This window comes from Chloroflexia bacterium SDU3-3, assembly GCA_009268125.1.
Taxonomy (GTDB): Bacteria; Chloroflexota; Chloroflexia; order Chloroflexales; family Roseiflexaceae; genus SDU3-3.
On sequence record WBOU01000001.1, the window covers coordinates 465,888 to 491,778 of the forward strand.

At 66.1% G+C, this 25,891-nt stretch carries 29 protein-coding genes; 18 read left to right on the forward strand and 11 right to left on the reverse strand.

The features are described 5' to 3' along the window. Window positions 1–161: 161 nt before the first annotated feature. Complete coding sequence (locus F8S13_02070; protein KAB8145887.1) at window positions 162–1,343, forward strand: glycosyltransferase family 1 protein; 1,182 nt, start codon at window positions 162–164, stop codon at window positions 1,341–1,343. Here F8S13_02070 and F8S13_02075 read toward each other — a convergent pair. Beyond that, window positions 1,305–3,254, reverse strand: a complete 1,950-nt coding sequence (locus tag F8S13_02075; protein ID KAB8145888.1) for a hypothetical protein — start codon at window positions 3,252–3,254, stop codon at window positions 1,305–1,307. The two genes, F8S13_02070 and F8S13_02075, sit on opposite strands and share 39 nt — an antisense overlap. 88 nt (window positions 3,255–3,342) lie before the next feature. On the opposite strand from F8S13_02075, the gene F8S13_02080 reads away from it, so the two are divergent. After that, the gene (locus F8S13_02080; GenBank protein KAB8145889.1) at window positions 3,343–3,927 is read left to right on the forward strand and encodes an HXXEE domain-containing protein; all 585 of its coding nucleotides are present in this window, start codon (window positions 3,343–3,345) and stop codon (window positions 3,925–3,927) included. On the opposite strand, the gene F8S13_02085 is transcribed toward F8S13_02080, so the two are convergent. Further along, window positions 3,924–4,637 carry a sulfite exporter TauE/SafE family protein gene (locus tag F8S13_02085; protein ID KAB8145890.1) on the reverse strand — a complete coding sequence of 238 codons (714 nt, stop codon included), beginning with the start codon at window positions 4,635–4,637 and terminating at the stop codon, window positions 3,924–3,926. The two genes, F8S13_02080 and F8S13_02085, sit on opposite strands and share 4 nt — an antisense overlap. Window positions 4,638–4,741: 104 nt before the next feature. Here F8S13_02085 and F8S13_02090 point away from each other — a divergent pair, with 104 nt between their 5' ends. Continuing rightward, window positions 4,742–5,146, forward strand: a complete 405-nt coding sequence (locus F8S13_02090) for a VOC family protein (GenBank protein KAB8145891.1) — start codon at window positions 4,742–4,744, stop codon at window positions 5,144–5,146. Window positions 5,147–5,345: 199 nt separating this feature from the next. On the opposite strand, the gene F8S13_02095 is transcribed toward F8S13_02090, so the two are convergent. The 3 genes from F8S13_02095 to F8S13_02105 all read right to left on the reverse strand — a co-directional run bounded on the left by F8S13_02095 (window position 5,346) and on the right by F8S13_02105 (window position 6,548). Then, complete coding sequence (locus F8S13_02095) at window positions 5,346–5,642, reverse strand: antibiotic biosynthesis monooxygenase (protein ID KAB8145892.1); 297 nt, start codon at window positions 5,640–5,642, stop codon at window positions 5,346–5,348. 309 nt (window positions 5,643–5,951) lie between these two features. Next, window positions 5,952–6,212, reverse strand: coding sequence for a hypothetical protein (locus F8S13_02100; GenBank protein ID KAB8145893.1), 261 nt, complete (start codon window positions 6,210–6,212; stop codon window positions 5,952–5,954). Between the two features lie 75 nt (window positions 6,213–6,287). Beyond that, window positions 6,288–6,548, reverse strand: coding sequence for a hypothetical protein (locus F8S13_02105; protein ID KAB8145894.1), 261 nt, complete (start codon window positions 6,546–6,548; stop codon window positions 6,288–6,290). Between the two features lie 113 nt (window positions 6,549–6,661). On the opposite strand from F8S13_02105, the gene F8S13_02110 reads away from it, so the two are divergent. From F8S13_02110 to F8S13_02120, 3 genes are all read left to right on the forward strand, one after another. Then, window positions 6,662–7,192 (forward strand): YcxB family protein, encoded by a 531-nt coding sequence (locus tag F8S13_02110; protein ID KAB8145895.1) that lies wholly within the window; start codon window positions 6,662–6,664, stop codon window positions 7,190–7,192. A gap of 96 nt (window positions 7,193–7,288) precedes the next feature. After that, window positions 7,289–7,951 (forward strand): HAD hydrolase-like protein, encoded by a 663-nt coding sequence (locus F8S13_02115; GenBank protein ID KAB8145896.1) that lies wholly within the window; start codon window positions 7,289–7,291, stop codon window positions 7,949–7,951. Next, window positions 7,948–8,340, forward strand: a complete 393-nt coding sequence (locus tag F8S13_02120) for an STAS/SEC14 domain-containing protein (protein ID KAB8145897.1) — start codon at window positions 7,948–7,950, stop codon at window positions 8,338–8,340. The genes F8S13_02115 and F8S13_02120 overlap by 4 nt, the downstream gene beginning before the upstream one ends. A 21-nt stretch (window positions 8,341–8,361) precedes the next feature. On the opposite strand, the gene F8S13_02125 is transcribed toward F8S13_02120, so the two are convergent. Next, complete coding sequence (locus F8S13_02125; protein ID KAB8145898.1) at window positions 8,362–8,793, reverse strand: nitroreductase family deazaflavin-dependent oxidoreductase; 432 nt, start codon at window positions 8,791–8,793, stop codon at window positions 8,362–8,364. A gap of 237 nt (window positions 8,794–9,030) precedes the next feature. Here F8S13_02125 and F8S13_02130 point away from each other — a divergent pair, with 237 nt between their 5' ends. After that, window positions 9,031–9,609 (forward strand): NAD(P)H-dependent oxidoreductase, encoded by a 579-nt coding sequence (locus F8S13_02130; protein KAB8146088.1) that lies wholly within the window; start codon window positions 9,031–9,033, stop codon window positions 9,607–9,609. Between the two features lie 87 nt (window positions 9,610–9,696). Here F8S13_02130 and F8S13_02135 read toward each other — a convergent pair whose 3' ends face one another. Then, window positions 9,697–10,950, reverse strand: coding sequence for a multidrug effflux MFS transporter (locus F8S13_02135; protein KAB8145899.1), 1,254 nt, complete (start codon window positions 10,948–10,950; stop codon window positions 9,697–9,699). A 53-nt stretch (window positions 10,951–11,003) separates the two neighbouring features. On the opposite strand from F8S13_02135, the gene F8S13_02140 reads away from it, so the two are divergent. Further along, window positions 11,004–11,957 carry a LysR family transcriptional regulator gene (locus tag F8S13_02140; GenBank protein KAB8145900.1) on the forward strand — a complete coding sequence of 318 codons (954 nt, stop codon included), beginning with the start codon at window positions 11,004–11,006 and terminating at the stop codon, window positions 11,955–11,957. Here F8S13_02140 and F8S13_02145 read toward each other — a convergent pair. Then, window positions 11,944–13,395, reverse strand: a complete 1,452-nt coding sequence (locus tag F8S13_02145) for a PLP-dependent aminotransferase family protein (GenBank protein KAB8145901.1) — start codon at window positions 13,393–13,395, stop codon at window positions 11,944–11,946. The two genes, F8S13_02140 and F8S13_02145, sit on opposite strands and share 14 nt — an antisense overlap. A 177-nt stretch (window positions 13,396–13,572) precedes the next feature. Between F8S13_02145 and F8S13_02150 the strand changes: the two genes are divergently transcribed. The 5 genes from F8S13_02150 to F8S13_02170 all read left to right on the forward strand — a co-directional run bounded on the left by F8S13_02150 (window position 13,573) and on the right by F8S13_02170 (window position 17,666). Beyond that, entirely contained in the window at window positions 13,573–14,514 is a 942-nt protein-coding gene (locus tag F8S13_02150; GenBank protein KAB8145902.1) for an aldo/keto reductase, read from the forward strand. Window positions 14,515–14,621: 107 nt separating this feature from the next. Beyond that, on the forward strand, window positions 14,622–15,611 hold the full coding sequence (locus F8S13_02155; protein ID KAB8145903.1) for an aldo/keto reductase: 990 nt from the start codon (window positions 14,622–14,624) through the stop codon (window positions 15,609–15,611). 385 nt (window positions 15,612–15,996) lie between these two features. Next, window positions 15,997–16,749 (forward strand): hypothetical protein, encoded by a 753-nt coding sequence (locus tag F8S13_02160; protein KAB8145904.1) that lies wholly within the window; start codon window positions 15,997–15,999, stop codon window positions 16,747–16,749. A gap of 63 nt (window positions 16,750–16,812) precedes the next feature. Next, window positions 16,813–17,238, forward strand: coding sequence for a hypothetical protein (locus F8S13_02165; protein ID KAB8145905.1), 426 nt, complete (start codon window positions 16,813–16,815; stop codon window positions 17,236–17,238). A 107-nt stretch (window positions 17,239–17,345) separates the two neighbouring features. Beyond that, complete coding sequence (locus F8S13_02170; protein ID KAB8145906.1) at window positions 17,346–17,666, forward strand: antibiotic biosynthesis monooxygenase; 321 nt, start codon at window positions 17,346–17,348, stop codon at window positions 17,664–17,666. Window positions 17,667–17,937: 271 nt separating this feature from the next. Here F8S13_02170 and F8S13_02175 read toward each other — a convergent pair whose 3' ends face one another. The 3 genes from F8S13_02175 to F8S13_02185 form a co-directional block, all read right to left on the reverse strand. Further along, entirely contained in the window at window positions 17,938–19,350 is a 1,413-nt protein-coding gene (locus F8S13_02175; GenBank protein KAB8145907.1) for a glycosyltransferase family 1 protein, read from the reverse strand. A gap of 393 nt (window positions 19,351–19,743) precedes the next feature. Beyond that, window positions 19,744–20,109, reverse strand: coding sequence for a hypothetical protein (locus F8S13_02180; GenBank protein ID KAB8145908.1), 366 nt, complete (start codon window positions 20,107–20,109; stop codon window positions 19,744–19,746). Window positions 20,110–20,389: 280 nt separating this feature from the next. Next, window positions 20,390–20,626: a hypothetical protein gene (locus F8S13_02185; protein KAB8145909.1), complete on the reverse strand. Its 237-nt coding sequence runs from the start codon at window positions 20,624–20,626 to the stop codon at window positions 20,390–20,392. Window positions 20,627–20,887: 261 nt separating this feature from the next. Here F8S13_02185 and F8S13_02190 point away from each other — a divergent pair, with 261 nt between their 5' ends. From F8S13_02190 to F8S13_02210, 5 genes are all read left to right on the forward strand, one after another. After that, complete coding sequence (locus tag F8S13_02190) at window positions 20,888–21,301, forward strand: arsenate reductase ArsC (protein ID KAB8145910.1); 414 nt, start codon at window positions 20,888–20,890, stop codon at window positions 21,299–21,301. 276 nt (window positions 21,302–21,577) lie between these two features. Next, window positions 21,578–22,558, forward strand: a complete 981-nt coding sequence (locus F8S13_02195) for a YafY family transcriptional regulator (protein ID KAB8145911.1) — start codon at window positions 21,578–21,580, stop codon at window positions 22,556–22,558. Window positions 22,559–22,582: 24 nt separating this feature from the next. Next, window positions 22,583–23,722 carry an epoxide hydrolase gene (locus F8S13_02200; protein KAB8145912.1) on the forward strand — a complete coding sequence of 380 codons (1,140 nt, stop codon included), beginning with the start codon at window positions 22,583–22,585 and terminating at the stop codon, window positions 23,720–23,722. 374 nt (window positions 23,723–24,096) lie between these two features. Continuing rightward, on the forward strand, window positions 24,097–24,936 hold the full coding sequence (locus F8S13_02205) for an alpha/beta hydrolase (protein KAB8145913.1): 840 nt from the start codon (window positions 24,097–24,099) through the stop codon (window positions 24,934–24,936). A gap of 23 nt (window positions 24,937–24,959) precedes the next feature. Next, window positions 24,960–25,787, forward strand: coding sequence for an alpha/beta hydrolase (locus F8S13_02210; GenBank protein ID KAB8145914.1), 828 nt, complete (start codon window positions 24,960–24,962; stop codon window positions 25,785–25,787). Window positions 25,788–25,891 lie beyond the last annotated feature (104 nt).

The following is a 25,891-nucleotide window of genomic DNA, read 5'->3' on the forward strand; positions in this document are numbered from 1 at the left end:
GCCGTACACTCTCCTAGGCTGCTGGAGCAGGAGAACGCCAGCAGAGGCCAACCACGGGGTCGCGCCCTCGCGGCGTCCCCTTGCTATAGCCGCAGCGGCGCTGGGCACCCGCCCGCTGCGACACGGACACTCGCGCAGCCGATTCTAGCCCGGAGCCTGCCATGCGCATTGCGATGATGACCGAGACATTCCTGCCCGATGTCAACGGCGTGGTGACGACGCTGTGTCGGCTGCTCGAACACCTGAACCGGCGCGGCCACGAGGCGCTGGTGTTCGCGCCCGAGGGTTCGCCCAGCAGCTACCAGGGGGCGCAGATCATCCCCCTGCCCGGCGCGCCGCTGCCGATCTACCGCGACCTGAAGCTGACCCCGCCCCAGCTGGGCATGACGGCGCGGCTGCGGGCGTTCCGGCCCGACGTGCTGCACCTGGCGGGCACCATGCTGCTCAGCCCGGCGGGCTGCGCCGCCGCCCAGGCGCTGCGCCTGCCGCTGGTCTCGGTCTACCACACCGACTGGCCCGCCTACGCAGGGCACTACGGCATGGGCTACCTGCGCGACCTGGCCTACCGCTACCTGCGGCTCATCCACTCCTACTGCGCGCTCACGCTCTGCCCCTCGCGGGCCACCAAAGACGACCTGCGCAGCCACGGATTCCGCCGCCTGCGCGTGTGGGGGCGCGGGGTGGATACCGCGCTGTTCCACCCGCGCCACCGCAGCGAGGCCTGGCGCAGCGCGGTGGGCGCGCGGCCCGATGAGAACCTGCTGCTCTACGTGGGGCGGATCGCCAACGAGAAGCGGCTCGATCTGCTGGTGGAGGCGATGGAGGGGCTGGAGCATACGCGCCTGGTGCTGGTGGGCGACGGCCCAGCACGGCCCGAGATCGAGCGGCGGCTGCGGCACCTGCCCGCCCATTTCACCGGCTACCTGCGCGGCGCCGATCTGGCCACCGCCTACGCCAGCGCCGACATGTTCGTGTTCCCATCCGACACCGAGACCTTTGGCCAGGTCATCCAGGAGGCCATGGCGTCGGGGCTGCCGGTGGTGGCCGCGCGGGCGGGCGGCGCGCTCGACCTCGTGCGCGACGGCGAGACCGGCGTGCTCTGGCAGCCCGGCGACGCGCGCGCCCTGCGCAGCAGCATCGCCCAGCTGGCCCACAGCCAGCCGATGCGCGCCGCGATGGGCGCGGCTGGCCGCGCCGCCGCCGAGCAGCGCTCGTGGGAGCGCGTGATGGATGAGATGGTGGGCTACTACGAGCGGGCGCAGCGCCACCGCGTGCGCTACGCCCGCCTGCTAGGCGTGGCTGGGTCACGCGGCCCACTCGCTCAGCGCGGGGCCAGCCTCTAAGAAGATCGAGGGCAGCAGAAAGTAGCGCCGGTTGAGCCAGGGCAGCGCCTGGCGCACCAGCCACGGCGCGGCGGGCAGCAGCGCCAGCAGCGCGGCGGCCCACACCAGCTGCGCTGGGTTGCTGCGGGCGCGCATCACGCCCAGGCCCAGCAGCGCGGCCACCAGCACCTGGGCCACCGGCGCGCTACGGCGCAGCACGGGCGCGGCGGCCATACGCTGCACCGCCAGCGCAGATGCGCGGGCCTGCGCCCAGGCCATGCGCGGGTGGCGCCCCAGCGAGACCAGATACGCATCCACCTCGGCAAGCTCCAGCGCGGGGAAGTCGGCGCGCACGCCCCAGGCCTCGCGGTGGGCGCGCAGCACCGCGCGCGCCTCGCCCGCACGGGCGGTCAGCACATCCCAGCGGGCGCGGTCCTGGGCGTGGGCGGCGGCGAACAGCGGCAGCAGGGTGCGGCGGATGGCCAGCGCCACCCCGAACACGCCCGCCATGTAGCGCAGGCTCTCGGCGGCGAAGGCCGCCTGGGGGTGGGCGCTGGCGCAGGCGGCCACAGCCTGTGCGTGCTCGGCCACGCGGCGCTGGGCCCGCTCGGCGCGCGCCACCGCCTGCGCGCTATCGCCGGCCAGCGCGGCCAGCAGCGCCCAGACCAGCGGCGCGGCGGTGGGCCGCATCCACCACACCCACAGCAGCGCGGGCAGGTAGATGCCGCCCATCATCCGCGACTGCACGGCCTGCTGCGGCAGGTACCAGCCATCGCCAAAAAGCTCTGCCGACTCCTCGTAGGCGGTGGCGATGCATGGCCCCACATCCGCCCCGAAGCGCTCGACGCACCACGCCTGGATGAGGCCCCCCGTGTCGGCGCTGGGGTCGCGGGCCAGCGCCGCTGTCACCGCGCTGCTGATCTCGGTCCATAGGCTCCAGCCGCCCTCGCCCAGCGCTGCCGTGCCGCCGCCCCAGCCACCGGTCGCGTTCCATGCCCACACGCCCGCGAAGCTCGCGCTCGACGCGGCGCGGGCCAGCACGCCCTGGTGCAGCGCCGCAATGCTGTTGGGCACCATGCCGAACAGCTCGTACTCGCGGCGGTTCTGCAGCTCGATAATCTGCTGCGGGCCGGGCAGGCCCAGCGTGGGGTTGGGCGGCAGGGTGCGAAAGAAATCGGCGGGGCCGTGCTTGATCGAGACCAGCAGGCTGGGCGAGCGCATGTCGCCGAACACAGCGCGGTACTGCGCGGGCGACCACAGCAGGTTGCCCAGCTTGCCGATGCCGATTGTCCATGTGCGCACCACCAGCAGGCGCTGCGCCCGCTCGCACACCGGCAGCAGCCCGCCGATCAGCTCGCGCAGCGCGGCGGGTGTGCGGTAGAGCAGGTGCCCGGTGTAGCCCGCCGCGTCGTGCGCGCCCCCGGCCTCGCCCACGCGGATGACCAGGCCGCTCACCTGCGGGAAGCGGGCGAACAGCTCCTCGATCGCCCAGCGGTTCACCTGGGCGATGCGCGGGTTGGCGCGGTGCAGCCGCCCCACATACTGCCGCAGCGGCGGCGTCATCCACTGCATGTCGCTGGTGATGAACACCTCCATACCCATGGCGGCCAGCGCCGCGAACAGCCGCCCGAAGGCCTCGGCGTAGATGCTGGCGCGGGCGGCGTAGGGGCTGCCCGCCGCATAGGCCGCAGGCGTGCCCACGAAGCCCACCAGATGCGCCATGTTGTCCATCACCACGCCGGTGTAGCCCTGGCCGCGCAGCGCGCGCGCGTGGGCGATGGCGCGATCCACACCAGCATCCAGCTGGACGCGATCGACATACGGCGGCGCATCAAGGTCCATCTGGTAGAACGGCAGGCTCGACCAGTTGCGAAAGGGCTTGGCCGTGTCGTAGAATGGGCCGCTCAGGTCGGCCAGGCAGCGACTGCTCATCCGATTAGCTCCACGAAGACAATAAAAAAAGCAGGGCCAGCACCCCGCACGGCGCGATCTGGAATTTCAAGACCTCGCGCAGTATAGCATGGCCGCAGCACAAAAGAAGCGCCCAGCGAGACCAGAGAGATCACCCGCTATGGAGAGACGAGACCCCGACGAGGCCGCGCGGCACATGCGCCCCCTGCTGTGGGCCGTGCCGCTCAGCATTCTCATCCACAATATCGAGGAGTTCCCGCAGATCGTGCCCTACGCCCAGCGCCACGGCGTGCCCATCCGCATGCGGCCAATGGGCATCGCGGTCGCCCTGGCCACGCTGCTGCCGCTGCCGCTCACCATGGCCGCCGTCCGCCGCCCCAGCAACCGCCGCCTGCGGCAGGCCGCGATGGCCAGCGCCGCGCTCATGGCCTGCAACGCCGCCGCGCACCTGGCCCAGACCATCGCGCTGCGCGAGCGCTCGCCGGGCGCTGTCACCGGGCTGTGCGTCAACCTGCCGCTGGCCGTCGCCTTCTACCGGCGCGCCATCGCGTGCGGCTACCTCGCCCCGCGCGAGGCGCGGCGGGCGGCGCTGGTAGGCGTGGCCCTGATGGCCCCCGCCGCGCTCATCCTCCAGCTTGTGGGGCACGCCGCCGATTGGGCGCTGCGCACCATGGGGCGGACAGGCCAGCCCTAGCGCAGCAGCATGAGGCCCAGCACCACGAGCGCGCCGTGCACCACCCGCGAGAACCGCTCGACCGGGATGCGGCGCTGGAGCCGCTCGCCCACGGGCACGGCCAGCAGCAGCGCGGGCAGCGCCAGCAGCGCGGTGGCGAGCACCCACGGCGTCCACAGGCCACTGGCCACCTGCGCGCCCACGATCAGCACGCTGATGGGTAGAAAGAAGCTCTGCATGGTGGCGCGGAACTGCACCGGCGGCCAGCCGCGCAGCGCACTGTAGAGCACCAGCGGCGGCCCGCTGGTGTTGTAGGCGCTGCCCAGCACCCCGGCCAAGAACCCGAACCCGTAGCCCCACAGCGGGTGCAGGCCCACCGCGATCTGGGGCCGTAGCAGCGAGAACAGGCCGAAGCCGATCAGCACCAGGCCCAGCAGGCGCAGACCCACCACCCCGGGCACGGCGCGCACCAGCAGGATGCCAAACGGCAGGCCCAGCAGCGCCGCCGCCAGCAGCTTCCACGTGGCCCGCAGGTCGATCTGACGCCAGTGCGCGCCCACCATCAGCAGCGTGAGCGCCAACCCCATGAACCCGACAATAGGCGTGGCCGCCCCCAGCCCGACAGTCATGACCAGCAGCGGCATGGCCAGCAGCGACTCGCCAAAGCCCAGCGTGGTCTTCACCATGGCCGCCAGAAAAATGATGGCGATGGTGGCAAGCATAATCATCATCGGTTCGCCATGCTATCTTTTCAATATATGGGCATTAGACAGAAGAGATCCGCGCCTCTGCGGCTGCGTATACTTCCCGTAAGACCCAACCTACATGAGGAACTATGAACCCACATATGCGCATCGCCCGCCCGGTCACCTCGCTTGAGCGCACCGCCGCCCTCTACAGCAAGGGGCTGGGCCTGATCGAGATCGGGCGCTTCGGCGACCACGACGGCTTCGACGGCATCATGCTCGGCCAGCTGGGGTCGGACTACCACTTCGAGTTCACCTACTGCAACAGCCACCCGGTCGCGCCCGCCGCCACCGCCGAGGATCTGGTGGTGTTCTACGTGCCCGACCCCGCCGCCTGGGAGCAGCGGTGCGCCGCCATGCTGTCCGCTGGCTTCACCGTGGTCGAGTCGTTCAACCCCTACTGGGATGCGCGCGGCCGCACGTTCGCCGACACCGACGGCTACCGCGTCGTCATCCAGCGGGCGGCGTGGAGCAACGACCCCGGCCCGGCCTAGCTATAGGCTGTGCGGCATGCAGAGTCTATGCGTTCTGCCTGCTATTTTTCTCACATCTTCGCGTCTTCGTGGTATATATTCTCTTTTGTCCCTTGGGATCTTGGGGTCTTGGTGGTAAAGAATCTGTGGTCTGAGGAAAACGCATAGCCCCGGTGCGGCATGTGGGCGAACCCCAGATGCCGCACCCACATGCCCCAGATCAGCCCACCAGCCCATGCCCGCCAACCGGCACCGTCACCACGCGCTCGCCGAAGCCCGCGATCAGCGGGCGGGCCTGGGCGATGGCCTGCTGCACCTGCGGCAGCCCCAGCGACGCGGCGTGGTGCTCCTCGCTCTCCCAGGCCTCGGTGATCCAGATGGCGTTGGCATCGGCGGCATCGCGCGCGATGATGTAGCTCAGGCAGCCCGGCATGGCGGCGCTGCTCGCGGTCAGCAGCGCGATCAGCGCATCGCGCTGCCCCTCCTGCGCGATCATCTTCCCAATCAGTCCGTACATCGTCGTCTCCTCTCCGCTCATATGTTCGCCTCGCGCTATCATACCACAGCGCTAGGGGTTGGTCAGCGGGTGGCCAAAGCACCAAACAACACTTTCACCACAAGGACACGAAGACACGCAAGGAAAAGCTAAAATGAGGGAGGCCTTGACCATCCGGCGAAGGTACGCCAAGATGCCTGCTGGCCATAATCTCTACCGTAGCGGGAAAGCTAGGCCAAGCGCTGGCAGGACGATTTTTCTTGCCTTTTCTTCGTCTTATGTCGCTCTGCAAAGAACATACTCAGCCAACGGAAACGTTGCCCAAACACCCTACCGCCGATAGCGCTCCTCAAACGCCTGCTCGACGATCCGGGCTGGGTCGTGGCCCAGCCGCGTGAGCGCGGCCTCCAGCGTCTCGATATGCCACCACGGGCAGCTCGGGTCGTCGCACGGCACATCGGGGTCGGCCTGGTGCTCGAACTCTAGGTGGAAGCACAGCCAGTGCATGTGCTCGAACAGCTCATACTGGTCGGCCTTCGCCGTCACGGGCTGATGGCAGCGCACGCAGATCAGCGGCTCGGGTGTGGTCATTGTTGGTGTCCCTTCTCAGCTCACGTGATGGTGGAAATCTACTGCATCCCCGAGGGCGTGGGAAGCCTAGCACCCCTATAGCTGCCAGCGCTCCTTCATAGCCTGCTCGATGATCAGCTGCGGGTCGTGGCCCAGCCGCGTGAGCGCGGCACGCAGCGCCGCGAGCCGCCACCACGGGCAGATCGGCTCGTCGCACGGCACGTCGGGGTCGGCGTGGTGCTCGAACTCCAGGTGGTAGCACAGCCAGTGCATGCGCTCAAAATCCTCGTAGTCCTCGGGGTGGGCCGTCACCGGCTGCTGGCAGCGCGCGCAGATTAGCGGCTCGGATGTGGTCATCGTTGGGGTTCCTTCTCTTATTGCAAGAAGACCGCAATATGATACCATAGCGCGCAGGCCGCTATGGCGGGAAGACGCGCGACCATCTGAGTCTGAGTAGAGTAAAGGCAGCAATGGAGATAACCTACCGCATTCAAACCACCGACATTTTCGACTTCAAGATGTATTGCTATCGTCAGTTTCCAAATCTTCGAAAACAGCTCTTTGGCATCCGTATTGTCCTACCCATGATTCTACTTTCCATCCTAGCTCTCTATGTAGTAGAAAGTGGTATACCTGCTTTCCAGCTCCTCTGGATCAGTGTGCTAATCGTAACACTCTACATCATCACATTTCCATTGCTCTACCGTATCGCTCTTTGGATCAGCATAAGCATCACTCTATGGCCTTCCAAAAATGCTAAAGCTACCCTGCATTTCGAGGAGAGAGGGGTCAGCATTATTATGCCTGAGAGAACTACCACCTTTGACTGGGAAATCATCCGACGTATCGTGCAAACAAAAACCTGCTACTTTCTCTTCTATGCACCAACCAACGCTATTGTGATACCCAAACATGCATTTGCCAGCCCAGCTGAAATGGATCATGTGCTCGCATTCATCGACGAGTGCCGCATCAAAATCGCTGAGGCACCAGATGTCTGAAATCGAACCTGCAACAATAGGAAAATACATCGTCTATGACGATGTCATCACATCCTCCCGAACAGATACTCTCGCACACCACACGAGGACACACCCATGATCCAGCCCGACGCCCTGATCTTCGACCTCGACGGCACCCTGAGCGACCCGGCGGTGGGCATCGCCCGCTCGGTCAACTACGCGCTCGCCGCCCACGGCTTCCCGGCCTTCGACGAGGCCACGGTCTCGCGCTACATCGGGCCGCCGCTCGACCACATGTTCCGTGCGCTCACCGGCGAGCACGCGCCGGAGACCATCGCGTCGCTGGTGGCCAAGTACCGCGAGCGCTACGGCCAGGTCGGCTTCGCCGAGAACACGCTGTACCTCGGCATCCCCGAGGCGCTGGCCGCGCTGACGCGGCGCGGCGCGACGCTGGGCCTGTGCACATCCAAGCGCGTCGACTTCGCCGAGCAGATCCTGGCGCTGTTCGGGCTACGCGACTACTTCCAGTTCGTCAGCGGCGGCGTGATCGGCGTGCCGAAGGGCCAGCAGCTGCGCGCGCTGCTAGCCGAGGGCGTCGTCGGCCCAGCATCCACCATGATCGGCGACCGCGACGTCGACATCCTGGCCGCCAGGGCCAACGGCCTACGATCGGTGGGCGTGCTGTGGGGCCACGGCAGCCGCGAGGAGCTGGAGCAGGCGGGGGCGGATCTCATCCTGGGTTCGGTCGAGGAGCTTGTGGGGCTGATGGATGCCAAAGAAAAAGGTGCGTACCTATGATCCCAACGCCGACCGATAGGCCTATCTACGACGGCGAGATCGCCACCTACTGGCTCACGGACGATGGCATCCTAGTCTCCCGCTCCAAAAGCATCCGGCGGACGGTGGCAAACATCGCCGCCAATGTGGCGCTGGTCAAGCAGATCACGAATGGCACGCCCGCCCCGCTGCTGATCTACCTAAGCAGATCGCCGGTGCCCGACAGAGAGACGCGCCGATTTTCCACCGAGCAGCTCCCGCAGATCTACACCGCCATGGCGATGATCTCCGAGACCGCGCTCGCCAGCCTGATCATGAACATCCTGTTCCGCGTGCAGCCGTCGCCCATCCCGATAGCGCACTTCACCGACGAGGCCAAAGCTATCGCGTGGCTCAAGCAGTTTTGCTAGCGCACCTCTGCGCGTGCCGCCCTACCGCGCGCCTTCGGGCTGGTGGTCGAGGCGGATGACCGGGATCACTCGGCTGAGCTTCTGGGCATATTCTGCAAAAAGTGGAAATCGCGCCGCCTGAAGCGCAAAGATCGCATCCCGCTCCTCGCCGAGCACCTCGGTCGCGCGCACCGCGATGGTCTGGGTGCCCTTCTCGATCACGATCTCGGGGTGTGCGATCAGGTTGTAGTACCAGTCGGGGTGACGGTCCCGACCGTGGGCCGAGGCGAACACATACATCGCCCCGCCGTGCTCCAGCGTGCGCATCGGGACAATATGCAGCTTCCCGCTCTTCGCGCCGACCGTGTGCAGCAGCAGCATCGGGGGCGGGTTATCATATGCGGCCTGCACCTGCCCGCCGTTCGCGCGAAACTCAGCGATGACCTTGGCGTTCCAGTTCTGTGATTCCGACATGGTGTCCTCCCTCGCTCGTGCCAGTCGCGGCTTCAGGCAAAGCATAGTAGGTCGCTACGCCAGCCGCATCGGCTCGGCAGCCCATGTCGTGCTGAACTATTGTCCAGGTTGCCGATCGCACTGTCGATCAACGAGGATAAGATTCCCGCTGTTGATGCTGGTGTTCACGCACCTGTTCACGCCCGTGCCGTATAGTGAGCGCGTGAGAGGAAATTGCAGACGAAAGCGAGATAGATGATGGCAGCCCCCAAGATCGCAATTATCATCAGCAGCACGCGCGAGGCCCGCTTTGGCGAGAAGCCCGCCCAGTGGATCAAGGCCATCGCCGACCAGCGCAGCGATATCGAGACCGAGATCGTCGACCTGCGCGACTACCCCATGCCCTTCTTCGACGAGGTCGCCTCCAACGCCTGGGCGCCCTCCACCAACGAGGTCGCGCAGCGCTGGCAGCAGAAGATCGCCAGCTTCGACGGCTACATCTTTGTGGTGGCCGAGTACAACCACAGCATCACCGCCGCGCTCAAGAACGCGCTGGACTACGCCTACCCCGAGTGGGTGCGCAAGCCCGCAGGCTATGTGGGCTACGGCAGCGTCGGTGCGGCCCGCGCCATCGAGCAGCTGCGCCTGATCAACGTGGAGCTGCAGATGGTGCCCACGCGGGCGGCGGTCCACATCCAGGGCAGCGATTTCTTCGCGGTGTGGCGCGAGGGCAAGCCGATCGAGGAGCTGACCTACCTGAAGCAGAGCGCCGACGGCCTGCTGGACGACGTGTCGTGGTGGGCCAGCGCGCTGAAGACCGCGCGCGCCCAGGCCTAGCATCCTGCCATCGGAATACACATTGTTCCAAAAGACCGGCGATCTGCCAATGCAGATCGCCGGTCCGCGCATGTCGCAGGCCTGCGCTCAGACCGCGCCGGGCGAGCGAGCCCCAGCCGCAGCCCGCAGCGCCACCACCAGCGTCGCGGCCCCGCACAGCGCGATGGCCAGCGCCATCGGCAGCGGGCTGGCTCCGCTGGCCAGGCCCACCAGCGGGGCCGCCAGCGCGCCTACCGACAGCTGGAGCATGCCCAGCACCGCGCTGGCTAGCCCGGCGGTCTCCGGGTCGACATCGGCCAGCGCCAGCGCCAGCGCGTTGGGGGCCACCAGGCCAAGGCTGCCAGTGATCACGAAGAGCGCCGAGAGCACGCCGAGCAGGCCGATGCCGCTCAGCACGCTGACCAGCAGCCAGCACGCCCCGGCGAAGATGCCCAGTGCCCCCCACAGCAGCAGCCGCTGCGGCGGCACCCGCCCCGCCAGCCGACCGCTGGTCTGCGCCATGGCCGCGAGGCCGAGCGCGTTCACGCCCAGCGCCACGCTGAACTGCTGCGCCGAGAGGCCGTAGACGCTCTGCAGCACAAAGGGCGAGGCGGAGATAATGATGATGCCCGCCGCGAAGGCGAAGCTCGATACCAGCACGCAGGCCACAAACCGCCGATCCGCCGCCAGCATGCGCAGCGTGCGCCCGATCGCGCGGTACCCGCCGCGCTGCCGCCGCTCGGGCGGCATGGTCTCGCCCAGGGTGCAGGCCAGCGCCAGCAGCAGCAGGCCCGCCGCACCAATGGCCACAAACACGCCGCGCCACGAGACCACCCGCAGCAGCTGGCCGCCCAGCACCGGCGCGACGATCGGCGCGAGCGAGTTGACCGCCATCAGCATGCCGATGCAGCGCGCCAGGGCCGCGCCAGCGTAGAGGTCGCGGGCCATCGCCAGCGCCACCACCATGCCCGCCGCGCCCGCCAGCCCCTGCAGCAGCCGCATGGCCAGCAGCAGCTCGATCGAGGGCACCACGGCGCACAGCAGCGACACCACGGCGAAGATCGCGCCCCCGACGATCAGCGGCATGCGGCGGCCCCGCGCGTCGCTCAGCGGCCCCACCACCAGCTGCCCAAGCGCCAGCCCGACGATCCCCACGGTGAGCGTGGCCTGCGCCATCGCCATGCTCGACTGCAGATCCCGCGCCAGATCCGGCAGCGCGGGCACGTACATGTCGGTGGAGATTGGCCCCACCGCAGTGAGGCTGCCTAGCGCCAGCACATGCCACAGCCCCACCCGCCGACCGCGCGGCCCTTCCGTATGCTCTCGCTCGCCCGCATATGCTGGCACATCTGGTATCGACATCGCATCGCCCTCCTGCAAAATAGCTGTTGTGCGCAGTGTAGCGGGCGGCTATAATGATCACAAATCATCTTTCTCATCAGCTTATGAGGAGCACGCATATGAACTTCTCGCAGCTCCAGGGCCTGGCCGCGCTGGCCGACACCGGCAGCTTCACCGAGGCCGCCGAGCGCGTGCACCTCACACAGTCGGCGGTGAGCCATGGGCTGGCCGCGCTTGAAAGCGAGCTAGGCGTGACGCTAGTGGAACGTAGCCGCAAGGGGGTGGCCGCGCTCACCGCCGCAGGCGAGCGGATCATGCCGCACGTGCGGGCGATGCTGGCCCACGCCGAGGCGGTGGAGCAGGAGGCCAGGGCCGCGCAGGGCCGCGTGGCAGGCAGGCTGCGGCTGGCTAGCATCCAGGCCTTCATCCCGCCGCGCGTGCTGGGCAGCCTGCTGGCCACGTTCCAGCAGCGCTACCCCGAGATCGAGGTGGTGCTCTTCGAGGGCGCGCTGCAGGATGTGGGCGAGTGGATCCAGCAGAGCGTGGTCGACCTCGGGCTGGTGCTGCTGCCAGCGCGCGGCACCATCAGCACCCAGATCGCCACCGACGAGCTGATCGTGCTGGTGCCCGCCGACCACGCCCTGCGCAGCCGCGCCGCCGTCAGGCACGAGGAGCTGCTCGACGAGGGGTTCATCCTAGAGAAGACCAACTGTGCGCTGCACGTGCTGGCCCAGGCCGGGTTCTCGTTTGGCGGCCAGCGGCCCAACATCCGCTATCAGGCCAATGACAGCGCCACCATCTTCGCCATGGTGCGCGAGGGCCTGGGCATCACCATCGCGCCGCGCCACATGCTGCCCAGCAAGCTGGATGGGCTGGCCCTGCTGCGGCTCGACCCGCCCCAGCCGCTGCTGATCGGCCTGGCCGCCCGCGCCAAAACGCCGGTCTCGCCAGCGGCCAGCCGCTTCACCGAGGTGGCGGCAGACTGGGCCAGCCAGCAGAGCGCGGCGGACTGGTTCAGCGAGGCCTAGCGCCACCGCGCAGCTGCGCCGCCGCCGCGCCCAGCCGCCGCATGCCCTCGTCGATCTCCTCCAGCCCCTGCGTGGCGAAGTTCAGGCGCATGAACGGCTCGCCGTCGGCGGGGCTGGGGAAGAAGCGCGGCCCCGCTGCGAACTCCACCCCATGCTCGACTGCCAGCGGCAGCAGCGCGCTGGCAGTCACATCTTGCGGCAGCTGAACCCAGACAAATAGCCCGCCGTGCGGCACGCTCGCCCGAGCGCCCGGCAGCGCCCGGCCCACGGCCTGCAGCAGCGCGTCGCGCCTGCGCCGGTAGACCTGGCACGAGCGGCGGATGTGGGCGTGGTAGCTGCCCACCGTCACATAGCGGTCCAGCGCCCGCTGGATCAGCCCCGAGGTGGCCAGATCGCCCACGCGCTTAAGCCGGGCCAGCGCACCAAACACCGGCCCCTCGGCCACCAGAAAGCCCACCCGCAGCCCCGGCATCAGCAGCTTCGAGAAGGTGCCCGCGTAGATCACGCGCCCGCCGGGGTCCAGCGCCTTGAGCGCGGGCAGCGTGCGGCCCTCATAGCGCAGGTCGCCCACGAAGTCGTCCTCTAGGATCGGGATGTTGTAGCGGTCGGCCAGCGCGATCAGCTCGCGGCGGCGCGCCAGGCTCAGGCACGCCCCCGAGGGGTTCTGGAAGTTGGGGATGCTGTAGATCATCCGCGGGTGATGCTGCTGCAGCAGCGGCTCCAGCAGCTCGGTGCGCATGCCGTGCTCATCGATCGGGCAGCCCACCATGGCGATGCGGTGCGCGCGGAACAGGTCGAGCGCGCCATCATAGCTGGGCTGCTCCACCAGCACGGTGTCGCCGGGCCGCAGCAGCAGCTGCACCGCCAGCGCCAGCGCCTGCTGCGACCCCGTGGTGATCAGCACCTGCTCGGGCTGGGCCTGGATGCCCTGGCTGGAGAGCACCTGGGCCACGGTGGCGCGCAGCGGGGCGTAGCCCTGCGGGTCTTCCAGCACCAGCGCGGCGCTGCCATCCTCGCGCAGCACATCGCGCAGCACGCGGGCGAACGGCTCGGCGGGGAAGCGGCGCGGGTCGCCAAAGCCCATGAAGCGGATGGGGCTGGGGTGGGCGCGCGGCGCGGCGGCAGCGGCCGGAGGCAGCTCCGCAAATGCGGCCTGCCAGAGCGGCCATTCGGCGCGGGCGGGGTGGCGCGGCGCGGCGGCGGGGGCCAGCACATAGGTGCCACTGCCCATCCGCCGCTCGATCAGGCCGTCGGCCTCCAGCGCGGCGTAGGCGCTCTCCACCGTGATCCGGCTGACGCCCAGCCCCTGGGCCAGCAGCCGCGTGGCGGGCAGCTGTGTGCCCGCCGCGATGCTGCCCGCGCCGATGCCCTGCCGCAGGTAGCCCTCGATCTGCTGGTACAGCGGCTGCTCGCTGTCGTGGTCGATTGGTATGCGCATGGCGTGCTCCCTCCTTCGATATGGCAGTATAGCAGGGATATTTCACCATGCCAATCCCCTCTTTAGGCTAAATGGCCCTATCAAAACTCCTATGTATTGGCACTATCCATAGATCCAATCTGTCGCTACAATCAGGCCACTCAAGCAGATTTGCCTCTACCGCACAAGGAGCGAGATATGCGACAGCGAGCTTTTGGCAATACCGGCATCCAGGTGAGCGAGATCGGGCTGGGCGCGTGGCAGCTGGCCAACCCCGACTGGCGGCTGCACAGCGCCGACGATGCGCTGCGGGTGGTGGCGGCCTCGCTTGAGGCGGGCTGCACCTTCTTCGACACCGCGCCGGGCTACGGCGGCGGGCGCAGCGAGGAGCTGCTGGGGCGCGCGCTGCGCCCGGTGCGCGGCGATGTGGTGATCTGCACCAAGTTCAGCCACCACGGCGCGGATGGCTCCACCGACTTCGATGCCCAGCACATCCGCCCTGTGCTCGAAGGCAGCCTGCGCCGCCTCCAGACCGACTACGTGGACATCCTGCTGCTGCACAACCCGCCCGCGCCGCTGATGAACGGCGAGCGACACCCGCAGATCTACGAGGAGCTGGAGCGCCTGCGGGCCGAGGGCCGCATCCGCGAGTACGGCATCTCGCTGGACTGGAGCGCCGAGCTGGAGACCATGGCCCGCACCACCAAGGGCCGCGCCGCCGAGGTGCTGTTCAACGCCTTCAGCCAGGACACCAGGGCGGCCTTCCCCGAGGCCCAGGCGCGCGGCATCGGCCTGATCGTCAAGGTGCCGCTCGACTCGGGCTGGCTCTCGGGGCGCTACCGTGGCGCGCACCGCTTCGACGACGTGCGCGCCCGCTGGTCGCCCGAGGTGCTGGCGCGGCGCACGGCGTTGGTGGAGCGGCTGGCCGCCCTGGTGCCGCCGGGCACCCGGCTGGGGCACGCCGCGCTGCAGTACTGCCTGGCCCGCCCCGAGGTCGCGACCGTCATCCCCGGCGCGAAGACCGCCGAGCAGGCTCTAGACAACATCGCGGCGGCCAGCGGGCGGCTTCCCGCCGAGGTGGTGCAGGCCATCGACGCGCTGTGGGAGCAGGAGATCAGAGACAGCCCGCTGCCCTGGTAGGCAGGCCGACTCCCGACCGATGTGATGCAGGACATGGACGATCTGCCGAAGCAGAAAACAGTGCAAGACCGCCGCCCTGGCAGCGGCAAGCAAGAAAGAAGAAGACCATGATCAAACGAACACTGGGGCGCAGCGGCATCGAGGTGAGCGCGCTTGGGCTGGGCTGCTGGGCCATCGGTGGGCCGTTCACGCTGGATGGCAAGGCCGACGGCTGGGGCCAGATCGACGACGCCGAGTCGCTCAACGCCATCCACCAGGCCATCGAGCTGGGCGTCAGCTTCTTCGACACGGCGGATGCCTATGGCACCGGCCACAGCGAGCGCGTGCTGGGCCAGGCCCTGCGCGGCAGGCGCGAGCATGTGGTCGTCGCAACCAAGTTCGGCTTCGTCTACGACGAGCAGCGCAAAGAGGTGGGCGGCACCGACACCTCGCCCGCCTACATCCGCCGCGCCTGCGAGGCCTCGCTGCGCCGCCTGCAGACCGACTACATCGACCTCTACCAGCTGCACGTCGGCGATGTGCCGCCCGAGCAGTCTGGCCCGATCTGGCAGACCCTCGACCAGCTGCGCGAAGAGGGGAAGATCCGCGCCTACGGCCTGAGCACCTGGGATGCCGCGCAGGTGCGCGCCTTCGCCGCCCAGTCGAGCGGTGCGGCGGTGCAGCACCCGGCCAACCTGCTGCTGGATGCGTCCGAGGTCTTCGCGGCCTGCGCCGAGCATGGCCTAGCCAGCATCAACAACAGCCCGCTGGCCATGGGCCTGCTCAGCGGCAAGTTCAGCGCGGGCACGCGGCTGCCCAGCGATGATGTGCGCGGCAGCGGGCACAGCTGGGTGGCCTACTTCGCGGATGGCAGGCCCCGCCCCGAGCTGCTGGCGCGGCTGGCGGCGGTGCGCGAGATCCTCACAGCGGATGGGCGCACGCTCGTGCAGGGCGCGCTGGCCTGGCTCTGGGCGCGCAGCCCGCTGGCCATCCCCATCCCAGGCTTCAAGAACATGGCCCAGGCCGCCGAGAACGCCGCCGCGCTCCACGCAGCCCCGCTCACCGCCCAGCAGATGCGCGAGATCGACGACCTGCTAACAATCGAGCGCCACGTGTAGCGACACCAAACAGAACTATTCAGCCGCGCACTACCCCTGAAAACTTCTCCCAGATCATCTCGTGAGATGATTCCATCCCTCCGATGGATATCATCCCACGAGATTCTTCTTTAGGTAAGCTATCTATTGCATACTCGCTCGACCAGTAAACCCTATCATTTTATTAGCCGAACTTGTTTACCTAGATGTTACATAGCTGTGATATTCCTGTGAACTTCAGGCGGTACACTAGCATCACACACGCGACCTGAAAACGACTCAGAAACACGATGGTCAGTTTAATGTAGATACCTACTGGGATGGTCAGGAGAACTATCATCAGAAATACTGCGTTCTTTCACTAGCAGATCGGCCAGGAACATGCCCCTGGTAAAACGATTGAGGCTTGGCTCAGCGTATCGACACTACGAAGGAAAAAACGATGTTTAAACGATTACTCCTTACCGTCGCCGTTGCCGCACTCGCCCTCCTCTTTGGTTTCGGCAGCACCTCCTATATTCTCGCCTCCAACACCAGGATGCCGCACGATAAGCCTGTGTTGGCCAAAAAGTTCAGCGGGTGGGAATATCGCGCCTTCCAGGCGGTCTACGCCACCGGGCGAACCTCGCCGCGCATCACCGTCAGCGTGGAGAGCACGCTCCAGGGGCGACCTGAGCTAGAGCAGGCGCTCCACGAGCAGCGCGGCGAGGCCGAGCGGCTGTTCCAAGCCCATGAGCAGATCACTGCGGTCGTCATCCCCGACACCCCGCTCGCACCCGAGCAGCTCCGCGCCTTCGCCAGCAGGCACGCCGCCCAGATCACCGGCTATACGATGATCGCCCAGAGCACCCAGGGCGAGATCATCACCCTGTTTGGAGCGCCCAAGGGCGACGAGATCTTCCCCGAGAGCGCGCTAAAGAGCCTCACCCAAGGCATTGAGGCGAATCAGCATACGTCTCTTACCTTACGCGGCATTGTCGCCATCAATGCCAGCGTTGATGCGGCATCGTTCTCAAGCATTAGCCAAGATGTGCAGATTCTTGGCATCGACATCACCTCGGCCATCGCTTCCGACGATCTCGCCAAGGCGCAGCAGATCGACCCCGCCCAGATCGACATCATTCCTGCGCCGCTCTACTGGGCAAATGTCGCTCAGTAGCCATCTATGCTTGTGCCCACGCTGGGGGAGTTCATTCCCAGCGTGGGCATGTGAGGTTTGACTATGCATCGCTCGTGGATCTGGACTATTGGCATCGATGCCACCGTGACGCTTAGTTTTCTGGCCTTCTTGATCGCACAGACTTTGAGCACTGGCGACACCGACATCGAGAAGGTCATCATTCTGGGCATCGCTCCGGCGGCACTAGGGGTGAATGTCGCGCTGCTGGTGGGCCTGCTGGCCATCCTCCAGCAGCGCCGCCCACGCACGCTGCGCACGCTGCTGCTGGCAGCGGTGGCCTGGCTAGCCGCCTACCCGTCGTTCTTCCTCGGTGCGCAGCTGTCCACAGCGCTGCGCTTCAACCACGCCACCCAGGAGGCGGCGGAGCTGTGGGTGTTCTTCCTAGTGCCGTGGGTAGTCACGCTCATTATCGGCGCGGCGGGCGCGCGCTGGGCCATGGGCGAGCAGCGGCAGCAGGCCGCGGCCTAGCTCGGCCCTGCGGACGATGGCCCGCGCGCCCCAGCGCTGCTACAATAGAGAGAAGAATCAGCTCAGCACCCCAGCACCACACCAGAACACCGCCAAGGAGCGCCCCAATGATCAGCCGACTGTGGCACGGCTGGACCACGCCCGCCAATGCCGACGCCTACGAGTCCCTGCTTCGCGAGGAGATCTTCCCCGGCATCCACAGCCGCGCTATCCCTGGCTACCGTGGCATCCAGCTGCTGCGCCGTGAGCTGGGGGAGGAAACCGAGTTCATCACGATCATGTGGTTCGACTCGCTCGACGCGGTGCGCGCCTTCGCGGGCGAGCAGTACGATAGCGCAGTGGTGCCGCCCAAGGCTCGCGCGGTGCTGGCCCGCTTCGACGAGCGCTCGCAGCACTACCAGGTCGAGATCGACCTGCCCGTCCTCTAGCTGGCGGGCAATGCTTGGTGCGCTACCTCGTCGGCCCTGCGCATGCGCATCTTCGGGGATGGCAGCCCCGCCGATCAAGAAGGGCCATGGGCAGCGCTGAACTGCACGTCCCGCCCCTTGCACTTTGCATCTTCGTGCCCCCACGGCAACAATCGCTTGTGCTCCCTTGGTGTCTTGGTGTCTTGGTGGTAAAAGATCTTCCGACAAACACAGCGCCGCCGCCCAAGGAGAAACCCTCGGGCGGCGGCGCTATGTCCTGGGCCAGATTCTGCTAGGGTGCGAACGAGCCAACCGCATTGGCCCAGGGCTGCGAAGCGGCAACGATCGCATCGGCGGCGGCGCGCGGGCCGCCGTAGCGGGCCAGCCTGGCGCGCAGCGCGCGGGCCTGCGCCGCCTGCTCGGCGGAAAGCACGCTGCGCATAGCCTGCCCCACCCGCTCCACGGACAGCCCGGGCAGCTCGCAGGCCACGCCCACGCCCAGCTGCTCAACCCGCTGGCCGTTGACCACCTGTGCGCCCGAGCTGGGGATGACCATCATAGGCCGCCCTGCCGCCAGCGTCTCCTGCACCGTGCTGTTGCCGCCCGTGCAGATCACCGCATCCACCTGCTGCATCAGCGCGGCCTGCGGCACATGCGGGAAGATCGCCACGCGGTCGCTCTGCCAGCGCTGCAGCGCGGCGCTGCTGCCGCCCGCGCTCACCACCGCCTGCACTTCCAGCTGGGCCAGCGCCTGCATGATCTGGGCTGCGGCCTGCGGCGCATGCTGCGCCAGCGAGCCGAGCGCCGCATAGACCTTTGGCAGGCCCAGCTGCGGCAAGTTCAGCGCTGGGTGGGCGTAGTCGGCCTGCGCGGGGTCGGGGAAGCACGGCCCCACCATCTGCACCGGCCCGCGCATCTCGGCCATGCCCGGCTCGATCTCGGGCGCGGTGGTGTAGATATTCAGCGTGTCCGAGATCGGGTGCAGCAGCAGCCCGCCGCCCTCCATGCGCATGCCCACATTCCGCGAGGCCGAGCGCACCGTGCGGTCGAAGTGGTCGCTCATCTCCTGGAGCCGCTGGGCCTGCCGCCGCCACGCCGCGCTCTCGCGGGGCAGCCCCGCCAGCATATAGCTCAGCGGCGATTCGTCGGACTGCGGGAAGGGCAGGGCCGCGTGGTAGAGCGCCACGTAGGGCACATGCGCGATCTGCGAGCCGATCATGGCGGCGGGCATCAGGTAGTCGCCCACCACAATATCGACGCTCAGATGGACTGCGTGGATGGCGATGTTCATCGCGTGGCGCTCGATGCCAGCCGTGTAGAGCTGCATCAGCGTCGAAAGCTCGCCCATGCCGTACCGCCGCTGCAGCTGCAGCGCGTACCAGAGCATGCGCGGCGAAAAATCAAGCGGGGCCAGCTGGATGCCATCCTGCGCGAGCTGCTGGGCAAGGCCGATCGAGACCTGCACCGGCGCAGGCCAGAGCGACGCCCCTGGCAGGGGGCTGCTGACCGTCGCCAGAGCGACGCTGTGGCCATCGGCCACCAAGTGCCGTCCAATCGCGCGCAGCGCCTGGGTATGGCCCACGGTGGGGTGGGCGGCAAGAAGTACATTCGTCATCGAACCTATTTCTTTCCTCAATGCTGCGGCATATCGGGGGCGCATCGCATAATAAAATAATAACAGAGTATAGCACGTGCTTTCGGCCATGGCTATAGGCTTTTCTCGGGGCCGCGCGGCTCCTTGTGCGGGGCGCTCGCGCCTAGCGAAGCACGGGCCACGCTACGCTGTTTTCGGCACGCTATCGCCTTTTCCTCTGACCGTGTGCAGACAAGAACGCAGGCCCCACTATTTTTTGGGCAGGGCCTGCGTGCAAGGGTACGATAGAGCTACGTAGCGCGTGCTGCCAGAAACTGTCGCAGGGGAAGTGCGCAAAGCCATCCTATCCTGTTGCGCTGTTTGGCGGGGCAAAAGCCGGTGGGGCGGGGGTGTGGCGCAGGCGCGGCCACAGCCGTACACATGTGGGGCAATATGTCGCGGGGCGGAGCGGGGCTGCGACAGCTTCGGCGGGAAACGCGGGCCACTGGCGGGCGGGTGTTGAACCTAGGGCTTGCCGCCCTTGGTGCGCACCGGGCGCTTGCGGTCGGACAAGCGCTTCAGGCCTAGCGAGCGCACCTCGTCGGAGTCACGGCCATACTGGGCGATCACCTGGGCCTTCGAGCGCATCACATCTTCATGAAGATCAGAGATCGATATCTGCAGCTTGCTACGAGCTACCACCACCGCCTGCTGTGAACTACTGAGATCTTCTTGATTGGCCTCCACCTGCTGGTTTTTTGCAATCAGATCATCCACGGTGGGCGTACCCTGGGCTGGAGCATAGCCAGGCAGCTGTTTCAGCGCGATAATCACCGCACGATCTTCCTCAAGCTGTTCAGCGCTGATCTGTTTGCGTGATGTTTTTGCCATTTCACTCTCCTTGTTGTTGAATAAAATGTGTTATCATCAACATCCATCCACAAACATCTTAACCTACATGCGTGCAAAGAGTGTATACAGATGTATTGCATTTTGGCAAATAATATGACTCATAGTGCTAGGCTTTATACCTAAAATACTACGGCTAACAAATATCATGTGACAAGAAATATCCTTAGCAGAAAATACCTATGTACCGCTCTGAAGAGCCGTTGTATCAAGATAGTTTCTTGCTGACCCATGATATTTTTCCAATGATGCAATATTCGTATCATCTAGTGCGCTCCTCGATCCGCACCGCGCATTCCTCGATCCGCGCCGCGCATTCCTCGATCCGCACCACGCATTCTTCGATCCGCACCACGCACTCCTCGATCCGCGCCGCGCATTCCTCGATCCGCACCACGCATTCTTCGATCCGCACCGTGCACTCCTCGATTCGCGCCGTGCACTCCTCGATCCGCACCGTGCACTCCTCGATCCGCACTGCGCACTCCTCGATCCGCACTGTGCACTCCTCGATCCGCACCAGTGTTTTGTTTAAAAAGAAAATGTCCGCTCAAACAATACTGTCACAAAGAAAAAGAAAGTAAGCTTTTTTCTCCTCTATCCTATTTGCCAACAAAACCATACTTCCCTTCTCCCCTAAAAAATAAACATCACCCATTTATAGGTTGACACGCTCGCCAAAAACACCCTATGCTTAAAGTGACCGCTAGCTATGCACTTGTTCACGCGCTCGGCTTTTGAGCGCACCAGGAGAAATAGTATGAGCATCCAGGTTCTTATCCTCTGCACCGGCAACTCGGCGCGCTCGCAGATGGCCGAGGCATTGCTGCGCGAGATTGCAGGCGACCGCATGGATGTGTTTAGCGCGGGCAGCAAGCCCTCGGTGGTCAACCCCACGGCGATCATCGCGATGGCCGAGCGCGGCATCGACATCGGCGGCTACCGCTCGAAGCATCTGAGCGAGTTCTTGCAGCAGCCATTTGATTATGTCATCACCGTGTGCGACAACGCCGCCGAAGCCTGCCCGCTCTTCCCCGGCCCGGCGCGGCGCATCCACTGGAGCTTCCCCGACCCGGCGGCGGTGGAGGGCAGCGCCGAGGAAACATTGGCCGCCTTCCGCATCGTGCGCGATGCCATCGAGCAGCAGCTGCGCAGCTGGGCCGCCACCCTCTAGCTCGACAGCGGCGGCGCGGCGCACCCCCAGCCGCGCTGCCCACTCCTCCCTTGCCAACCCACACCGCAAAAGATAGCGCCCGGCCAACCGCCTATCGAGCCTAGCCCGATAGGCACTCAGCCAACGCGTGCGCTACAAAAGAAAGTTGAGAACAGCACCCAGCGGCGGCGCTTCAGCTGATCGCTTGCATAGAACAGAAATCACGACAGGTTCTGTCGTATTCCTCTGCTAGGATACGCTTATCCCAGAAGGACAAGAAGGCTGAGGGAGCGCACAATGGCGAATACGGCGACTCGGTTGATAACCCTGATCATGCTACTTCAGCGCCAGCCAAATCAAACCGCCGCACAGCTTGCCCAGGAACTTGCGGTGTCGGTGCGGACCGTGCAGCGCTACATCGCGATGCTGGAGGAGATCGGCATCCCCGTGTACGCCGAGCGCGGCCCCCATGGCGGCTACGCGCTCGTGCGTGGCTACAAGATGCCGCCGCTGATCTTCACGCCCGAGGAGGCGGTGGCGGTGTCGCTCGGAACCAGCCTGCTGGAGGAGATCTGGGGACGCCTGTACCAGGAGGGGGCGCGCGGTGCGCTGGCCAAGATCGAGAACGTGCTGCCCGACGACCAGCGCCACGAGGTCGCATGGGCGCGCCAGAACGTGCTCTCGATCGGCACCAACTGGCTCGACCCTAATCTCGCCGTGTCCTACCTGGGGCAGCTGCGCGATGCCATTCGTGAGCGGCAGCGTATCTGCATACACTACCGGACGCGCAGCCAGCCCGAAGCCGAGCAGCGCGATGTCGACCCCTACAAGCTGGTGTCGCGATGGGGCTGGCAGTACTGCATCGGCTACTGCCACGCGCGCCAGGAACCCCGTACCTTCCGGCTCGATCGCATTGTGGCGCTCAAACGCTTGGATCAGACCTTCCCTGAACCGACCCACTTTGACCTTGCGGCCTACTTGGCCAGCAATCCCTTCTTCCAGGCCACCGTCCGGGTGCGGCTACGCTTCGGGGCAGCGGCGGCAGCGGTAGTGCTCGACAACCGCGTGTACTGGGAAAGCATAGAGGAGCAGCCAGATGGTGCGCTGGTGGTCAGTTTCACCGCGCCCGATCTGGAAGCGGCAGCCGGGCAAGTGCTGCGGGTTGGACTTGGCAGCACCATTATCGAGCCCGAAGGATTGCGCGCGCTGGTCCACGCCCAGGCTAGCGCGCTTGCCAACCATTTTGGTACAGAGCAGGATCTCGAAGGCGAACAATAGCAGCGCAGCACAAGGAGAGATGATATGACCGTTCAACCGTTTATGATCAGCATTTCCGAGGCCGACCTGACCGATCTCCACGAGCGGCTGGCCCGCACCCGCTGGATTGAAGCTGCCGAGGAGGATGGCTGGACATACGGCATCGACCGCGCATACCTGCAGGAGCTAGCCCGCCACTGGCAGCAGGGCTACGACTGGCGACAGCACGAGGCCGGGCTTAACCGCCTGCCTCAGTTTCGAGCCGAGGTAGGGGGTGTGGGCATCCACTTCATCCATCAGCGCGGCAGCGGCCCCAACCCCACGCCACTGCTGCTGCTCCATGGCTTCCCCGACTCGTTCTACCGCTACCACAAGGTCATCGATCGGCTGGCCAACCCTGCAAACTATGGCGGCGACCCAAGCGCATCATTTGATGTGATCGTGCCATCCATCCCTGGCACCGGCTTCTCCGACCGCGTCACGATGGATGCCGAGGCGAACGCCGATCTGTTTGCCCAACTTATGACCGAGGTGCTGGGGTACGAGCGCTTTATCTCGGCGGGCGGCGACCATGGGGCGATTATCACCCAGGCGCTCGCGCGCAGACACCCCCAACTGCTGATCGGCATCCACCTGACCGATGTGGGCTACCCCGATCAGTCGACAGATTTCTCAACGCTCTCGCCCGCCGAGATCGAGATGGCCCAGTGGGTGCAGAAGTGGTTTATGGAAGAGGGGATCGGCGTAAACATGATCATGGCCACCAAGCCGCAGACCTTGGCCTTCGGGCTGAACGACTCGCCGATCGGTCTGGCCGCCTGGCTGGTCAGCTACGCCAGCGGAGGGGTGAAGGGCAAGGCCGAGTTTAAGACCCGCTTTCCCGCCGATGAGGTGCTGACCAATGTGATGATCTACTGGGTGACGCAGACCTTTCACACCGCAGCCCGGGCCTATTATGCCAACGCTCATATCGCTCACGGGGGATCGATCAAGGCGAGCGCCGCCGTGCCAGCTGCCGTGGCCCACTGCCCCTACGATCCGCCGCTGCCACGCGAGTGGGCCGCGCGCCAGGTCAATCTGGTGCACTTCACCGACTTTCCGCGCGGGGGGCATTTCATGGCATGGGAAGAGCCAGAGCTGTACGCCGCCGATCTTCACAACTTTGTGCGAACACTGCGCGCCTAAGCTGCTTTAACGCCCAGCCATAGCGGGGAGCAGCGATCGGTGCGTGCCGCGCACCAGCTCGGCTTTCTCTTGCCCAAACAGCATCCAGCAGGCCGCCGAGCGCAACCCACCGAGAGTCAGCCGGGTTGCACTCGGTGCGAACTTGAGCAGAGTTGCAGCTTGCGCCGATTGGGCCTCGCCTCGCAGTTTATGCGGTTTTTTGTGCGGTTTTATGGTTAAAAAAGTGTAGATCTTTTGCCCACTCCATGCTGTAATACCTCTGCACCCCACGCGCCAATGAAGGACCGACCGTGCCACCCCCGAACGGAGAAGAGCGGGGCTGGCATGACCAGCGCTGGGATGCGCATGAGCGAAGCAGAGAAGGAGTAACCCCCATGCCATTCATCACCGTAAAAGACGGAACCGAGATCTATTACAAAGACTGGGGCACCGGGCAGCCGGTGGTCTTCAGCCACGGCTGGCCGCTGACCGCCGACGCCTGGGAGTCGCAGATGATGTTCTTGGGCAGCCAGGGCTACCGTGTGATCGCCCACGACCGCCGTGGCCATGGCCGGTCGAGCCAGCCCTGGGATGGCAACGAGATGAACACCTACGCCGACGACCTGGCCGCGCTGATCGAGCACCTCGATCTGAAGGATGCCGTGCTGGTGGGGCACTCCACCGGCGGCGGCGAGGTGGCGCGCTACATCGGCAGGCACGGCACCGCGCGGGTGGCCAAGGCCGTGCTGGTGGGCGCGGTGCCGCCGATCATGCTGAAGACCGAGGCCTACCCCGGCGGGCTGCCCATGGAGGTGTTCGACGGCATCCGCGCGGGCGTCTCCGGCGACCGCTCGCAGTTCTTTAAAGACCTGACCACGGCCTTCTTCGGCGCGAACCGCCCGGGGTCGCAGGTGTCGCAGGGCATGCGCGACTCGTTCTGGCACCAGGGCATGCAGGGCGGGCTGAAGAGCCTGTACGACTGCATCACAGCCTTCTCGGAGACCGACTTCACCGAGGATCTGAAGCGGTTCGACATCCCCACCCTGTTCATCCACGGCGACGACGACCAGATCGTGCCGATCGACGCAGCCGCGCGCACCGCCGCCAAGCTGGTGAAGGGCGCGACTCTGAAGGAGTACCCCGGCGGCGGCCACGGGCTGGCCGACACCCACAAAGAGCAGCTCAACCAGGATCTGCTGGCATTCATCCAGTCCAGCAGCGAGCGCGCCGTCTAGCGATATGGGGAAGGAGTGCGCCCATGGCAACCAGAACTATCGTACTCATCCACGGCCTTTCGGTCAGCAAACACAGCTGGGATGGCTGGGCAGCCCACTATGCGGCCCAGGGCTACCGCGTGATCGCGCCGGTCTACCACCCAGGGCTCGATAAGCCTTTCGAGATCCTGCGGCAGAACGTCGATGACCCGATCCTGCAAGCGATCACGCTCCCCCAGGTGATCGCGCACCTGGTGGACACGATCTCGGCGCTGGATGAGCAGCCGATTATCATGGGCCACTCGTTCGGCGGGCTGCTCACCCAGCTCATGCTGCAGCGCGGGCTGGGCGTGGCGGGCATCGCCATCGACAGCGCGCCGCCCAAGGGCGTGCTGCCGACGCAGTGGTCGTTCCTGCGCTCGGCGTGGCCTGCGGTGAACCCGCTGATCCCGGCGAGCACACCGTGGATGATGACCTTCGAGCAGTTCCAGTACGCCTGGGTGCACCCGCTGCCGCTCGACCAGCAGCGCGCCGCCTACGAGTCGATCATCGTGCCCGAGTCGCGGGGCCTGTACCGCAGCGCCCTGACCGATGATGCCAAGGTGGAGTGGAACAAGGCGCGCGCGCCGCTGCTGCTGATCGGTGGAGAGCAGGATCACATCCTGCCCGCCGCGCTGAACCGCGCAAACTACCAGAAGTACGCCCACGCCGACGCGATCACCGAGTACAAAGAGTTCCCAGGCCGCACCCACTACACCGTCGTGGCGGGCGAGAGCTGGGAGGAGGTGGCCGACTACGCGCTCGACTGGGCGGTGGCGGCCCAGGCGCTAGGCGCGAAGCGTGCCATAGGCGGCGCGACCATGCCGATCTAGACGCACAGCGGGCGCGCGGCCACTGGCCACGCGCCCGCCGCAGCGCTAAGCACGATAGACAGAGGGAGGAGCGGCAACGCCCCTCCCTTTTCGCTGCGCGCCGC

What these genes read in the sequence shown, in the direction of transcription:
- F8S13_02180 (KAB8145908.1), bottom strand. Translation starts at nt 20,109, where the DNA reads ATGGCAAAAACATCACGCAAACAGATCAGCGCTGAACAGCTTGAGGAA.
- F8S13_02095 (KAB8145892.1), bottom strand. Translation starts at nt 5,642, where the DNA reads ATGTACGGACTGATTGGGAAGATGATCGCGCAGGAGGGGCAGCGCGAT.
- F8S13_02140 (KAB8145900.1), top strand. Translation starts at nt 11,004, where the DNA reads ATGATCACAAATCATCTTTCTCATCAGCTTATGAGGAGCACGCATATG.
- F8S13_02145 (KAB8145901.1), bottom strand. Translation starts at nt 13,395, where the DNA reads ATGCGCATACCAATCGACCACGACAGCGAGCAGCCGCTGTACCAGCAG.
- F8S13_02130 (KAB8146088.1), top strand. Translation starts at nt 9,031, where the DNA reads ATGGCAGCCCCCAAGATCGCAATTATCATCAGCAGCACGCGCGAGGCC.
- F8S13_02120 (KAB8145897.1), top strand. Translation starts at nt 7,948, where the DNA reads ATGATCCCAACGCCGACCGATAGGCCTATCTACGACGGCGAGATCGCC.
- F8S13_02115 (KAB8145896.1), top strand. Translation starts at nt 7,289, where the DNA reads ATGATCCAGCCCGACGCCCTGATCTTCGACCTCGACGGCACCCTGAGC.
- F8S13_02080 (KAB8145889.1), top strand. Translation starts at nt 3,343, where the DNA reads ATGGCCGCAGCACAAAAGAAGCGCCCAGCGAGACCAGAGAGATCACCC.
- F8S13_02135 (KAB8145899.1), bottom strand. Translation starts at nt 10,950, where the DNA reads ATGTCGATACCAGATGTGCCAGCATATGCGGGCGAGCGAGAGCATACG.
- F8S13_02190 (KAB8145910.1), top strand. Translation starts at nt 20,888, where the DNA reads ATGAGCATCCAGGTTCTTATCCTCTGCACCGGCAACTCGGCGCGCTCG.
- F8S13_02210 (KAB8145914.1), top strand. Translation starts at nt 24,960, where the DNA reads ATGGCAACCAGAACTATCGTACTCATCCACGGCCTTTCGGTCAGCAAA.
- F8S13_02170 (KAB8145906.1), top strand. Translation starts at nt 17,346, where the DNA reads ATGATCAGCCGACTGTGGCACGGCTGGACCACGCCCGCCAATGCCGAC.
- F8S13_02085 (KAB8145890.1), bottom strand. Translation starts at nt 4,637, where the DNA reads ATGATGATTATGCTTGCCACCATCGCCATCATTTTTCTGGCGGCCATG.
- F8S13_02100 (KAB8145893.1), bottom strand. Translation starts at nt 6,212, where the DNA reads ATGACCACACCCGAGCCGCTGATCTGCGTGCGCTGCCATCAGCCCGTG.
- F8S13_02175 (KAB8145907.1), bottom strand. Translation starts at nt 19,350, where the DNA reads ATGGCCGAAAGCACGTGCTATACTCTGTTATTATTTTATTATGCGATG.
- F8S13_02200 (KAB8145912.1), top strand. Translation starts at nt 22,583, where the DNA reads ATGACCGTTCAACCGTTTATGATCAGCATTTCCGAGGCCGACCTGACC.
- F8S13_02105 (KAB8145894.1), bottom strand. Translation starts at nt 6,548, where the DNA reads ATGACCACATCCGAGCCGCTAATCTGCGCGCGCTGCCAGCAGCCGGTG.
- F8S13_02165 (KAB8145905.1), top strand. Translation starts at nt 16,813, where the DNA reads ATGCATCGCTCGTGGATCTGGACTATTGGCATCGATGCCACCGTGACG.
- F8S13_02110 (KAB8145895.1), top strand. Translation starts at nt 6,662, where the DNA reads ATGGAGATAACCTACCGCATTCAAACCACCGACATTTTCGACTTCAAG.
- F8S13_02205 (KAB8145913.1), top strand. Translation starts at nt 24,097, where the DNA reads ATGCCATTCATCACCGTAAAAGACGGAACCGAGATCTATTACAAAGAC.
- F8S13_02075 (KAB8145888.1), bottom strand. Translation starts at nt 3,254, where the DNA reads ATGAGCAGTCGCTGCCTGGCCGACCTGAGCGGCCCATTCTACGACACG.
- F8S13_02125 (KAB8145898.1), bottom strand. Translation starts at nt 8,793, where the DNA reads ATGTCGGAATCACAGAACTGGAACGCCAAGGTCATCGCTGAGTTTCGC.
- F8S13_02070 (KAB8145887.1), top strand. Translation starts at nt 162, where the DNA reads ATGCGCATTGCGATGATGACCGAGACATTCCTGCCCGATGTCAACGGC.
- F8S13_02195 (KAB8145911.1), top strand. Translation starts at nt 21,578, where the DNA reads ATGGCGAATACGGCGACTCGGTTGATAACCCTGATCATGCTACTTCAG.
- F8S13_02150 (KAB8145902.1), top strand. Translation starts at nt 13,573, where the DNA reads ATGCGACAGCGAGCTTTTGGCAATACCGGCATCCAGGTGAGCGAGATC.
- F8S13_02155 (KAB8145903.1), top strand. Translation starts at nt 14,622, where the DNA reads ATGATCAAACGAACACTGGGGCGCAGCGGCATCGAGGTGAGCGCGCTT.
- F8S13_02090 (KAB8145891.1), top strand. Translation starts at nt 4,742, where the DNA reads ATGAACCCACATATGCGCATCGCCCGCCCGGTCACCTCGCTTGAGCGC.